The following is a 12663-nucleotide window of genomic DNA, read 5'->3' on the forward strand; positions in this document are numbered from 1 at the left end:
ATGGCACATCTTCTCGGGGCTGAAGCCCTGCACCTCGAATATCCGACCAGGGTCGTCTTCGACTCCGTGACCCTCGGCATCGAGGAGGGCGACCGCATCGGCATCGTCGGCCGCAACGGCGACGGCAAGTCGAGTCTGCTCGGCATGCTCGCCGGCACCAAGGAGCCCGATTCCGGCCGCGTCACGGTGCGCGGCGGCACCACGATCGGCGTCCTCTCGCAGGCGGACACCCTCGGCGACGACGTCACGATCGCCGAGGCGGTGGTGGGCGACACCCCCGAGCACGAGTGGGCGGGCGACGCGCGGGTGCGCGATGTGATCGCCGGACTCCTCACGGATCTGCCGTGGGATGCGCGGATCGGCTCCCTCAGCGGAGGACAGCGCCGGCGGGTGTCGCTCGCGAAGCTGCTCGCGGGGGATTGGGACGTCATCGCCCTCGACGAGCCGACCAACCACCTCGACGTCGAGGCCATCACCTGGCTCGCCGGACACCTCAAGCGGCGGTGGCCGGCGAACTCCGGCGCACTCCTCGTCGTCACCCACGACCGGTGGTTCCTCGACGAGATCTGCACCGAGACGTGGGAGGTGCACGACCGCATCGTCGAGCCCTTCGAGGGCGGCTACGCGGCCTACATCCTGCAGCGCGTGGAGCGCGATCGCATGGCGGCGGCCACCGAGGCCAAGCGGCAGAACCTCGCGCGCAAGGAGCTGGCGTGGCTGCGCCGCGGCGCTCCCGCCCGCACGAGCAAGCCGAAGTTCCGCATCGAGGCGGCCAACGAGCTCATCGCCGACGTGCCGGAGATCCGCGACACGGTGTCGCTGCAGTCGCTCGCCGTATCGCGCCTGGGCAAGGACGTCGTCGATCTGCTGGACGTCGGCGTCACCTACCCGACCGCCGACGGAGGCACCAGACGCATCCTGTCCGACGTCGAGTGGCGCATCGCGCCGGGCGAGCGCACCGGCATCCTGGGGGTGAACGGCGCCGGCAAGTCGACCCTCCTCGGGCTGATCTCGGGCACCGTCGAGCCGACCGAGGGGCGCATCAAGCGCGGCACCACGGTCAAGGTGAAGTCCCTGACGCAGCGCCTCGACGAGCTCGAGCAGCACTGGAACGATCCGGTGCGGGTCGTGATCTCGGGGCTCCGCACCTCGTACACGATGGGCACGGGATCGAAGGCGCAGGATCTCACGCCGGGGCAGCTGCTCGAACGTCTGGGGTTCTCGTCGGCGCAGCTGTCCACCCCCGTCAAAGACCTCTCGGGCGGACAGCAGCGCCGGCTGCAGCTGCTCCTCGTGTTGCTCGACCAGCCCAACGTCCTGATCCTCGACGAGCCGACCAACGACATGGACACCGACATGCTCGCGGCGATCGAAGATCTCCTCGACTCGTGGTCTGGCACCCTGCTCGTCGTCAGCCACGACCGGTACTTCCTCGAGCGCGTGACGGATCAGCAGTACGCGATCCTCGACGAACGTCTGCGCCACCTGCCCGGCGGCGTCGACGAGTACCTCCGCCTGCGTCAGCTGCAGGAGGCAGCCCCGGCGAGCGTGACGAAGACGGATGCCGCAGCGGCACCGTCCGGTCTCGACGGCGCAGAGCTGCGCGCGGCTCAGAAGGAGATCGCGTCTCTCGAGCGTCGGATCCAGAAGCTCACCGACCAGGTCGACAAGGCCAAGCACGCCCTCGCCGACCATGATCAGTCGGACTACGCGGGCCTCGGAGACCGCATGAAGAAGATCGGCGAGCAGGAGTCCGAGATCGAGGAGCTCGAGTTGCGCTGGTTCGAGCTGACCGAGCAGATCGGCTGAGAGCGTATCGGCTGAGAGCGTATCGGCTGAGAGCGCATCGGCTGAACAGAGCAGATCGGCCCCGCGAGGAATATCCTTCTCCTACCTGCGTTGGGAGGTAGGGATGGAAGGCCTCGAAGTAACCGTCCTGATCGGACTCACGATCCTCGTCGGAGCGCTGCTCGCTCCCCGTATCCGCCTCGCTCTGCCGCTCGTCCTCGTCATCCTCGGACTCGCGTGGGGATTCATCCCCCAGCTGCGCGAGATCCAGCTGCCGCCCGAGACGGTCCTGCTGCTGTTCCTCCCGGTGATGCTGTTCTGGGAGAGTCTCACGACGTCGCTGCGATCGATCCGCCGCGACTTCCGCTACATCCTCCCGATGAGCACGCTGCTCGTCGTCGCGTCCGCGTTCGCGGTCGCCGGCATCGGAGTGCTGTTCGGGATGCCGTGGGAGATCGCCCTCATCCTCGGCGCCGCGGTCGCCCCTCCCGACGCCACCGCCGTCGCCGCGCTCGGCCGTCTGCTGCCGCGCCGGATGTTCATGAAGCTCAAGGCCGAGAGTCTCACGAACGACGGCACCGCGCTCGTCCTGTACGCCATCGCGGTCTCGCTGGCGCTGGGCGGCAACATCACGCCGTGGTCGGTCACCCTGTCGGTGCTCATCTCGTATGTCGGCGGGGTCGCCGCGGGCGTCGTGGTCGCGACGCTCGGGTACCTGCTCCTGCGCCGCACGTCGCGGACCGTGGTGATCAACGTCACGCTGCTCCTGATCCCGTTCAGCTCGTTCCTGCTCGCCGAGATTGTTCACGCATCCGGTGTGCTGTCCGTCGTGGTGGCCGGACTGATCGTCGCCTACGTGTCGCCGCGCGTGACGACGGCATCCTCCCGCCGCCAGGCCGACGCGGCGTGGCCGTTCGGGGTGTTCCTGCTCAACGGAGCGCTGTTCGTGCTCATCGGGCTCGAGGTCCAGTTCGTCGTCCACGAGATCTCGGGAGCCGCGATCGGACGGCTCGTGCTCATCACGCTGGCCGTCTGGGTCACGCTCCTGGTCGTGCGCTACGTCTTCCAGTTCCTGAACGCCGTGTTCCAGCGGCAGCCCGGGCTCCGTCAGGCGCGCGGGTCCCGTTCCCGTGCGCGAGCGGTCTCGACGGTCGCAGGTATGCGCGGGGCCGTGTCTCTCGCTATCGCGCTCTCCGTCCCGGCCGCGAGCGCGACCGGCGGCGAGATCGCCGGCCGCGACCAGATCGTCTTCGTCACGGCCGGAGTGATCCTGCTCAGTCTTCTGGTGCAGGCGCCCCTGCTCCCCGCGCTCGTGCGGTGGGCGCGGTTCCCCGTCGACCACGCGGAGGACGAGGAGTACGAGCTGGCCGAGCGCACCATCTCGGGCGCGGCCCTCGCCGCTCTCGACGACCTCGCCGCCGAGCACGGCGTCGGACAGGAGGTCCGCGACAAGGTGCGTGCCGAGGGCTACCAGATGCTCGAGTTCTCGAACGCGCGAGCTCTGGCCAGAGAGCAGGCGATCGTGGATGCCGAGGCGCGCGCCCTCGACGAGATGCTCGACGAGCCCGACCCGCTCGGCGGCAGCGGCACGGGCGGTGCGCGCGTCGTCACGGGGAACGGGGGAGCCGATTCCCCGTCGGGCATGAACGCGGCGGTGGCCGACGGCGACGCGCTGATCGACGGCGATGGAGGCGCGGAGGGCGAGGTCAGGACCCTGCAGATGATCGCCACGTCGCCCGACGTCGACGTCATGCAGCGGTCGCCGCTCGTGCGCCACGACGAGCACACGCGGCTCAAGCTCGCCCTGATCGACCGCAAGCGGGAGGTGCTGCTGGGCCTCCGTCGATCGGGCAGGGTCGACGACCTCGTGGTGCGGCGGATCTCGGCGCGGCTCGACCTCGAACAGGTGCGGCTGCAGGGGATCGAGGAGTTCGACTGACGCGGCGTGACCCGCTGTGACGCTCTGTGACACTCGATTATCGGGCGGTGGCGGCGGCTGCCTAACGTATTCGAGTCCCCCAAGAGAGGAACCCCTACCCCATGTCACGCCGTACCACTTCCCTGATCGCCGCGCTCGCCGCGGTGCCGCTGTTCGTCGCCCTCTCGGGTTGCGCGACCGCATCCTCCGACGCCGGATCCGGCGGTGACTCCGGGGGCGATGAGACCGTCAAGATCGGCGTCGTCGGCAAGGGCGACGCGCAGTGGGCGCCGTTCGTCGAGGCCGCGGCCGAGGAGGGCATCACGGTAGAGCTCGTCGACTTCGGCTCGTACGAGCAGCCGAACCCGGCGCTGAGCGAGGGAGAGATCGACCTCAACCAGTTCCAGCACATCGTGTACCTCGCGAACTACAACGTGAGCTCCGGCTCGGACCTCGAGCCCATCGGCGCGACCGCCATCTACCCGCTCGGTCTGTACTCGAAGAAGTACGACGACGTGAAGAGCATCCCCGAGGGCGAGACCGTCGCCGTCCCCGACGACGCGTCCAACCAGGCCCGCGCTCTGCTCGTGCTGCAGTCCGCCGGCCTCGTCGAGCTGAAGAGCGGCGGGACGATCTTCTCGGATCTCGCCGATGTCGATACCGAGAAGTCGAAGGTCAAGGTCACCGCTCTCGAGGCCGCGCTCATCCCGACATCGCTGCCCGATGTGGCCGCCGCGATCATCAACAACGACTTCGTCGAGGACTCGGGCCTGACGTTCGACGACGCGATCGCGCAGGACGACCCCGAGGACCCCAACGCGCTGCCGTACGTGAACGTCTTCGCCGCGCGCGCCGAGGACGCCGACAACGAGACGTACCTCAAGCTCGTCGAGATCTTCCAGACGAACGAAGACGTGCAGGCCGGTCTGCTCGAGTCGTCGGGTGACACCGCCGTGCCGCTGCAGACCCCCGTGAAGGACCTCGTCGACTCGCTCAAGAAGGTCGAGAAGGACACCGAAGCGCAGAAGTGAGTCAGCGGGGGTGAGATCCACCCCTCGCTGATACGAGAGAATCGGGTGGCGCCGCGTGCGTCACCCGATTCGTCGTTCCGCCGCCCACCCCATCACCGGAGCATCCATGCCGATCGTGAGCCTGACCAACGTGTCGAAGGCCTATCCCTCCCGCACGTCGCGCGACGCCCAGATCGTGGCTGTCGACGACGTCACCCTCGACATCGAGAAGGGCGACGTCTTCGGGATCATCGGGTACTCGGGCGCGGGCAAGTCCACGCTCGTGCGACTCATCAACGCGCTCGAGCCGGCCACGGCGGGCACGATCCTCGTCGACGGCGTCGACATCACGACGCTGTCGGAGAGCGCGCTGCGCAAGGTCCGCGGCGGCATCGGCATGATCTTCCAGCAGTTCAACCTGTTCTCGTCACGGTCGGTGAAGGCGAACATCGCGTACCCCCTCAAGCTCGCGGGGTGGTCGAAGGCCGACATCGAGGAGCGCGTCACCGAGCTGCTGTCGTTCGTCGGTCTGTCCGACAAGGCCAAGGCGTATCCCGAGCAGCTCTCCGGCGGTCAGAAGCAGCGCGTCGGCATCGCGCGCGCCCTCGCGACGAAGCCCGCGATCCTGCTGGCCGACGAGGCGACGAGCGCCCTCGATCCGCAGACGACGCACGAGGTGCTCGATCTGCTCGGCCGCGTCAACCGGGAGCAGGGCGTCACGATCGTCGTCATCACGCACGAGATGGACGTCATCCAGACCATCGCCACGAAGGTCGCTGTGATGGAGCGCGGCCGGGTTATCGAGCAGGGCGACGTGTTCGACGTCTTCTCCGCACCGCAGAACCCGGCATCGCAGCGCTTCGTCGGGACGGTGGTCAAGGGCATCCCGTCGCCGGCCGAACTGGCGGTGCTGCGCGACCGGCACCACGGCCGTATCGTCACGTTCTCGTTCCGCGACGGCGACTCCTCGCAGGCGCAGGTGTTCCTCGACCTCGCGGCAGCCGGACTCGACTTCGAGCTCGTGTACGGCGGCATCAACGACATCCGAGGTCGCGCGTTCGGGCATCTCACCCTCGCGATCCGCGGCGACGCCACAGCCATCGACCGCGCGCTCGCGACGATCGGTGAACGCGTCGAAGTGACCGAGCTCGCCGGAGAGGAGACCCGCTGATGGATCGCCTGATCGAACTGGGCCCGGAGTTCTGGTCCGCCGCCCTCGAGACGCTCTACATGACCACGTTCGCGCTGGTGCTCGGCGGGGTGCTAGGTCTCGTGATCGGCGTCGTGCTCTACGTCACCCGCCCCGGCGGACTCATGCAGAACGCGGTCGTCTCGGCGATCGCGAACCTCGCCGTGAACTTCTTCCGTCCGATCCCGTTCGTGCTGTTCGTCGCCGTCGCGCAGCCGTTCGCCCGCGTCGTGGTCGGCACCGGCATCGGCACCACCGCCGGCGCGTTCCTCATCGGTATCGCGGCCGCCTTCGCGATCGGACGCATCGTCGAGCAGCACCTCGTCTCGGTGTCGCCCGGCGTGATCGAGGCCGCGCGAGCGATGGGGGCGAGCCCGCTGCGCATCCTCTTCACCGTCGCGATCCCCGAATCCCTCGGCCCGCTCATCCTCGGCTACACCTTCATCGTCGTCGCCCTCATCGACATGACGGCGATGGCCGGTCTGATCGGCGGCGGAGGCCTCGGAGCCTTCGCGCAGGTCTACGGCTTCCGGCAGTTCGAGCCGGTCGTGATGTGGGCCGCGATCATCCTCATCGTCGTGTTCGTGCACCTCGTGCAGCTGCTCGGAACCCGCCTCGCGCGTCGGATCATGCGTCGCTGACCGCGCTCGCCTCCGGTGCGAAGGCGAGCGTGCGTCGCGTGGTGAACTCCCTCTGGGCGCCGTTCAGCGGGTCGACGAAGCGCAGCTCGCGAGCAAGGAGCTGCAGCGGCCGGTCGAAGTCGTCCGGGGTCTCGGGCTCCAGCACAGGGTAGAACCGGTCGTGCAGGATGCCGAGGCCCACCGCGGCGAGGTGCACACGGAGCTGGTGCATCTTGCCGCTGTGCGGACGGAGCAGAGTGTGCACGACGTCGCCGTCGGCGTTCTGGATCTCGATCAGCGTCTCGGCGTTCGGCTCGCGATCCGGAATGACCTCGACGCACAGCTGCGCACGAGGCTTCACGATGTGGTTGCGGTACACGAGGGGGAAGCCCGCGGCATCCTGTTCCCAGCCCTCGGGACGCGCGGACACCGCCTCGTAGGTCTTCTGGACCTCGCGATTCTCGAACATCAGCTGGTACGCGCCCCGCGTCTCCGGACGGGCGGAGAACATCAGCAGGCCGGCTGTGGCGCGATCGAGACGGTGGATCGGGGTGAGCTCCGGGATGCCGAGGAGATTGCGCAGCCGCACGAGCGCGGAGTTCTGCACGTACTTGCCGCCGGGCGTCGTCGGCAGGAAGTGCGGCTTGTCGATCACGACGAGGTCGTCGTCGTGATGCAGCACCTCGATCGGGAACGGGATCTCGCGCTCCTCGGGCGGCTCGCGGTAGTACCAGACGAACTCCTCCGCGCCGAGCGGGGTCTCGCGCGGGAGCGGCCTGCCGTCGCGCGCCACGATCTCGCCGCGGTCGAACCGCACAAGCAGCCGCTCGGGGTCGAGGTGGAAGAATCGCTCGATCATGTAGGCCGCGATCGTCGGCCACTCGCCCGTCAGGGGCACGTGGAGTCGGGTCGCACCCACGCCGTCGCGCATGGGGAGGGGGGAGAGCATGCCCATTCGGATCAGCCTACGCGGCGCGCGCGAACCGCGACCGGTACTGCTGCGGCGCGATGCCCAGCCGATCGCGGAAGTGCTTGCGCAGGGCGGCCGCTGTGGCGAACCCCGAGCGCAGGGCGACATCGTCGATCAGCAGGTCGGTCGTCTCGAGCAGCTCTCGCGCACGGTCGACCCGGGCGTCGGCGAACCAGTCGCCGACCGTGCGGCCCGTCTCGCTCCGGAATCGTCGAGTGAGGGTCCGGACGCTCATGCCGAAGTGCGCGGCGACCGCTGCCAGTGACAGCGGCTCCTCGACGTGGGCCAGCAGCCAGGCCTGGATGTCGCCCGCCGATCCGACCGGAGTCTGCGGCACCGGCGGACGCGCGATGAACTGACGCTGACCTCCGCCGCGGTGCGGCGCGGCGAGCGTGGTCTGCGCGACGAGAGCGGCGACGGCCGCGCCGTGGTCGCTCGCGATGAGGTGCATGGTCGCGTCGACCGCGGCGGATGCGCCGGCGGCGGTGAGCACGGAGCCCTCGTCGACGAAGAGCTCGTCCTCGCGCAGCCGCACGCGGGGGAACCGGCGGGCGAACTCGTCGGACGCGCACCAGTGCGTCGTCGCCTCCTTGCCGTCGAGCAACCCCGCGGCTGCGAGAGTGAACGCACCGGTGCAGAAGCTCACGATGCGTCGGTCGGCGTACTCGGCGAGGCCGATCGGGTCTCCGGCGATCTCCGCATCGCTCCAGGGCGGCACGATGATCGTGTCGGCCGTCTCCAGGATCCGGCGGTCGGCTGCCGGTGTGATCGCGAAGTCGGCGTTCGTCGCGACGGGGAGGCCGTCGAGCGTGCAGGTGGTGACGGAGTACAGGGGCTCGCCGTCGCGCTGAGCCGCGCGGAAGAAGCGGGCTGGCACCCCGAGCTCGTAGGGGAAGACGCCGGGGAGGGCGACGACGGCGATCCGATGCATGGCTCTATCGTGACACATGTTGTCCTTCGGGTCACTGGTGGCGATCCGTCTCGGCGACCAGGCTGATGTCTGCGATCAGATGATCCGCAGACCAGAAAGGCAAACCAGTGCGTTCAGCGAAGTACTCAGGACCCGGCTCGGCCGCCGACGTGATCTCGATCGTCGAGGTCGAGACCCCGACCCCCGGGCCCGGCCAGGTCCTCCTCCGTGTCGGAGCAGCCGGCCTCAACCCCGTCGACGTGAAGATCCGGGCGGCAGCGCACGACTTCGGCGTCATCCGCTACTCCGCTCTCCCCGGGTGGGACGTCGCCGGCGTGATCGCCGAGGTCGGCCCCGAGGTCACCGGCTGGGCGCCCGGCGACCGCGTCCACGCGCTCGCCGCCTTCCCCGACATCGCGCACACGCTGGCGGAGTACGCGCTCGTCTCCGCCAGCGACCTCGCCCCGATCCCGAGCACGTGGTCGACGGCGCAGGCCGGCGCGGCCCCGCTCGCGGTTCTCACGGCCTGGCAGGCGCTGGATGCCGCGGGCGTGCGCGACGGGCAGCGCGTCCTCGTCCTCGGCGGTGCCGGAGGCGTCGGTCACCTGGCGATCCAGCTCGCCGTCGCCCGAGGGGCAGAGGTCGTCACGACGGGCAGCCCGGCGAAGCACGAGCTGCTGCGGGGCTGGGGAGCGGCGGAGGTCGTCGACTACCGCGACGAGCAGGGCCTCGCCGCCATCGCCCCCGTCGACGCCGTGATCGTCACGGTCGATGCCACGCTGCCGCCGCGCGGTGCCGTGCGCGAGGGGACGTCGGTGATCACGATCACCGGCCTGTCCGCCGCGCAGACGGCCCAGCTCGGGGAATGGGGAGCATCGCCCGTGCAGCGCATCCTCGTCCATGCCGACGGCGCAGAGCTGTCGGAGATCGCGATGCTCGCCGAAGCGGGTCGCGTGAGCGTGCACCTCGACTCGAGCTTCCCGCTCGACGACCTCGCTGCGGCGCAGGAGCGCGTGGAGACGGGTCGGGCGACCGGCAAGGTCGCGGTCATCGTCGATCCGACGATCTGACCGAGATGGTGCGGGTCGCGGCAGGATCCCGACCCGCACCGCCGGTCGTCAGGCGTCGAAGCTCAGGCTCAGCTTGCGCAGCAGAGCCGCGAGGCGGTCGCGGTCGCCCCGGGAGAGGCCCTGCAGCAGGTCGGCCTCGACGTCGACGAGACGCGTGATCGCGGCATCCACGCGAATGCGTCCGTCGTCAGTGAGCGTGACGAGCACGCTGCGCCCGTCGGCAGGATCCGCCTCGCGCCTCACGAATCGGCGTCCGACGAGCCGGTCGATGCGATTGGTCATGGTCCCGCTGGACACGAGCGTCTGCTGCAGCAGCTGCTTGGGCGAGAGCTGGAACGGTGACCCCGCCCGACGCAGCGCGGAGAGCACATCCCACTCCCACGGTTCGAGGTCGCTGCGGCGGAAGACGTCACGGCGAGCACGGTCGAGCAGACGCGTGAGTCGGTCGACCCGCGACAGGACCTCGAGCGGCGAGAAGTCGAGATCAGGGCGCTGGGCGTTCCAGGCGCCGACGATGCGATCGACCTCATCCGCCTGGCTCATCCGTCCATTATCGCCGGTGGGACGACGCGTGCCGTCGGCACCCGGGTGGACGTGGCAGACTTGACGGGCGGCCGCCCCTGGGCGCCGCGGTCCGCCGTGGTGTAATGGCAGCACGACAGCCTTTGGAGCTGTGAGGTCTAGGTTCGAGTCCTGGCGGCGGAGCATGACTGGGAACAATCTCGCCATCATCGTCCTCGCGGCCGGGCAGGGCACCCGCATGAAGTCGCGGCTGCCGAAGGTGCTGCATCCCATCGGCGGTCGACCGCTCGTCGGGCACGTGCTGACGACGGCCGCGCGTCTCGCCGCCGACCACGTGGAGGTCGTCGTGCGGCACGAGCGCGACCAGGTGGTCGCGGCGCTGCGCGAGGACTACCCGGATGCGGTGTTCGTCGACCAGGACGACGTGCCGGGCACCGGGCGCGCTGTCCAGGTCGCGATCGACGCGATCCCCGATTTCGACGGCGACGTGCTCGTCCTCTCCGGCGACTGCCCGCTGGCCGACGTCGACACGCTCAGCGCGTTCCTCGCCGAGCATCGGGATGCCGAGGCCGCCGCCACCCTGATGACGGCGGTCGTCGACGACCCGACCGGATACGGTCGCGTGATCCGCGACGCCGACGGCGGCGTCGACCGCATCGTGGAGCAGAAGGACGCGACCGCCGACGAGGCGTCGGTGCGCGAGATCAACGCCGGCATGTACGTCTTCCGTGCTGAAGCGCTGCGCCGCTACCTGCCGCAGGTCGGCGTCGACAACGCGCAGGGCGAGATGTACCTGACCGATGTCCCGGGGCTGCTGCGCGCCGCGGGCGACCGCGTGGCGGCATCCGTCGTCTCCGACGTGTCGGTGACCTTCGGCGTCAACGACCGCGCGCAGCTCGCTCTCGTCGGCCGTCTGCTCAACGAGCGCATCGTGCGCCGCTGGCAGCTCGAGGGCGTCACCGTGATCGATCCGGCGACCACGTGGATCGACGACGACGCGACGCTCGCACCCGACGTCACGATCCTTCCGAACACCCAGATCCTGCGGGCCACGAAGATCGGCGAGGGCGCCATGATCGGGCCGGACACCACGCTCGTCGACTGCGAGGTGGGGGAGAGGGCCACGGTGCGCCGCAGCGACGCGACCCTCGCCGTGATCGGCACCGAGGCGACGGTCGGGCCCTTCTCGTATCTGCGCCCCAACACGGTCCTCGGAGCCGGGGGTAAGATCGGCGCCTACGTCGAGACGAAGAACGCCGAGATCGGGGAGGGCAGCAAGGTCCCGCACCTGTCGTACGTCGGCGACGCCACGATCGGCCGGGGCGTGAACCTCGGCGCGAGCACCATCACGGCCAACTACGACGACGTGAACAAGCACCGCACCGTGGTCGAGGACGAGGTGCACACCGGCTCGCACACGACGCTCGTCGCGCCCGTTAGGCTGGGTGCTGGCGCCAAGACAGGTGCCGGCGCCGTCGTCCGCAAGGACGTCCCGGCCGGTGCCCTTGCCATGAGCGTCGCCCCCCAGCGCAACATCGAGGGCTGGGTCGAGAACAACAGGGCAGGCACGGGCGCGGCGGATGCCGCGGCACGGGCCCGAGCGGCGGAGTAGGCGGACTGATGGCGCGCAAGAACAAGACGGTCGTTCTGGATCGGGACAACGGCATCGCTCCGGGTCTCGTCGCCAAGACGAAGAAGCGGCTCGTGGTCGCAGGCGGCCGCTCCCACCCCGAGCTGACCGCCGCTGTGGCGTCGGCGCTCGGCACCGAGGTCGTGCCCACCGAGCACCGCACGTTCGCCTCGGGTGAGATCTACGCCCGCTTCGAGGTGTCGATCCGCGGATGCGACCTGTTCCTCATCCAGACGTTCGGCGAACCGGTCAACGAGTGGCTCATGGAGACGCTCATCATGATCGACGCCGCCAAGCGCGCATCCGCCAAGCGCATCACCGTGGTCGCGCCCTACTATCCGTATTCGCGTCAGGACAAGAAGGGCCGCGGGCGCGAGCCGATCAGCGCCCGCCTCGTCGCCGATCTGCTGAAGACGGCGGGCGCCGACCGCGTCATGAGCGTCGATCTGCACGCCGCGCAGATCCAGGGCTTCTTCGACGGTCCGGTCGACCACCTATTCGCCAAGCCCGTGCTGCTCGAGCACTTCGAGCGCACGCTGAGCCCCGCCGATCGCGAGATCCTCACCGTCGTCTCGCCCGACATGGGCCGCGTGCGAGTGGCCGACACCTGGTCGGACAGCCTCGGCGCCCCGCTCGCCATCATCCACAAGCGCCGTGACCCCAAGGTCGCCAACCAGGTCTCGGTGCACGAGATCGTCGGCACCGTCGAGGGCCGCACCTGCCTGCTCGTCGACGACATGATCGACACCGGCGGCACGATCGTGAAGGCCGCGCAGGCGCTCAAGGCCAACGGCGCCCACCGGGTGATCGTCGCCGCCACTCACGCGATCTTCAGTGATCCGGCCTCCGAGAGGCTCCAGGACGCCGCGATCGACGAGGTCGTGATCACCGACACGATTCCGCTCACGGAATCCCGTCGCTGGGAGAAGCTGACGATCCTGCCGATCGCGCCGCTGCTCGCCCGGGCCATCCACGAGGTCTTCGAGGACGGCTCGGTCACGAGCATGTTCGGCGGCGACGCGTAGGTCACGCAGCG

Annotated in this window: 11 protein-coding genes and 1 tRNA gene; 9 read left to right on the forward strand and 3 right to left on the reverse strand. The window is 69.5% G+C overall.

Going from position 1 to position 12663, the window contains the following annotated elements; translation table 11 throughout:
• From RAC81_RS11080 to RAC81_RS11100, 5 genes are all read left to right on the forward strand, one after another.
• Window positions 1-1809, forward strand: coding sequence for an ABC-F family ATP-binding cassette domain-containing protein (locus RAC81_RS11080; RefSeq protein WP_375082393.1), 1809 nt, complete (start codon window positions 1-3; stop codon window positions 1807-1809).
• A 103-nt stretch (window positions 1810-1912) separates the two neighbouring features.
• The gene (locus tag RAC81_RS11085; RefSeq protein WP_375082394.1) at window positions 1913-3727 is read left to right on the forward strand and encodes a Na+/H+ antiporter; all 1815 of its coding nucleotides are present in this window, start codon (window positions 1913-1915) and stop codon (window positions 3725-3727) included.
• Window positions 3728-3828: 101 nt separating this feature from the next.
• On the forward strand, window positions 3829-4737 hold the full coding sequence (locus RAC81_RS11090; protein WP_375082395.1) for a MetQ/NlpA family ABC transporter substrate-binding protein: 909 nt from the start codon (window positions 3829-3831) through the stop codon (window positions 4735-4737).
• Window positions 4738-4843: 106 nt separating this feature from the next.
• Complete coding sequence (locus RAC81_RS11095) at window positions 4844-5887, forward strand: methionine ABC transporter ATP-binding protein (RefSeq protein WP_375082523.1); 1044 nt, start codon at window positions 4844-4846, stop codon at window positions 5885-5887.
• Complete coding sequence (locus tag RAC81_RS11100; protein WP_375082396.1) at window positions 5887-6546, forward strand: methionine ABC transporter permease; 660 nt, start codon at window positions 5887-5889, stop codon at window positions 6544-6546. Before RAC81_RS11095 ends, RAC81_RS11100 begins: the two co-directional genes overlap by 1 nt.
• Here the strand turns inward: RAC81_RS11100 and RAC81_RS11105 are convergent.
• Window positions 6533-7474, reverse strand: coding sequence for a pseudouridine synthase (locus RAC81_RS11105; RefSeq protein WP_375082397.1), 942 nt, complete (start codon window positions 7472-7474; stop codon window positions 6533-6535). The genes RAC81_RS11100 and RAC81_RS11105 overlap by 14 nt on opposite strands.
• A gap of 16 nt (window positions 7475-7490) precedes the next feature.
• A complete protein-coding gene (locus RAC81_RS11110) occupies window positions 7491-8426 on the reverse strand; it encodes a helix-turn-helix domain-containing protein (protein ID WP_341933898.1) in 936 nt (311 codons plus the stop codon).
• A 107-nt stretch (window positions 8427-8533) separates the two neighbouring features.
• On the opposite strand from RAC81_RS11110, the gene RAC81_RS11115 reads away from it, so the two are divergent.
• A complete protein-coding gene (locus tag RAC81_RS11115; protein WP_375082398.1) occupies window positions 8534-9475 on the forward strand; it encodes an NADP-dependent oxidoreductase in 942 nt (313 codons plus the stop codon).
• A gap of 48 nt (window positions 9476-9523) precedes the next feature.
• Here RAC81_RS11115 and RAC81_RS11120 read toward each other — a convergent pair whose 3' ends face one another.
• The gene (locus RAC81_RS11120) at window positions 9524-10018 is read right to left on the reverse strand and encodes a MarR family winged helix-turn-helix transcriptional regulator (RefSeq protein WP_251587361.1); all 495 of its coding nucleotides are present in this window, start codon (window positions 10016-10018) and stop codon (window positions 9524-9526) included.
• 90 nt (window positions 10019-10108) lie between these two features.
• Between RAC81_RS11120 and RAC81_RS11125 the strand changes: the two genes are divergently transcribed.
• The 3 genes from RAC81_RS11125 to RAC81_RS11135 all read left to right on the forward strand — a co-directional run bounded on the left by RAC81_RS11125 (window position 10109) and on the right by RAC81_RS11135 (window position 12652).
• Window positions 10109-10180 (forward strand) — tRNA-Gln (locus RAC81_RS11125).
• Between the two features lies 1 nt (window position 10181).
• The gene (gene glmU, locus RAC81_RS11130; RefSeq protein WP_375082399.1) at window positions 10182-11609 is read left to right on the forward strand and encodes a bifunctional UDP-N-acetylglucosamine diphosphorylase/glucosamine-1-phosphate N-acetyltransferase GlmU; all 1428 of its coding nucleotides are present in this window, start codon (window positions 10182-10184) and stop codon (window positions 11607-11609) included.
• A gap of 8 nt (window positions 11610-11617) precedes the next feature.
• The gene (locus tag RAC81_RS11135; RefSeq protein ID WP_375082400.1) at window positions 11618-12652 is read left to right on the forward strand and encodes a ribose-phosphate diphosphokinase; all 1035 of its coding nucleotides are present in this window, start codon (window positions 11618-11620) and stop codon (window positions 12650-12652) included.
• Window positions 12653-12663: the final 11 nt, after the last annotated feature.

The organism is Microbacterium sp. CR_7 (genome assembly GCF_041954755.1).
Classification (GTDB): domain Bacteria; phylum Actinomycetota; class Actinomycetes; order Actinomycetales; family Microbacteriaceae; genus Microbacterium.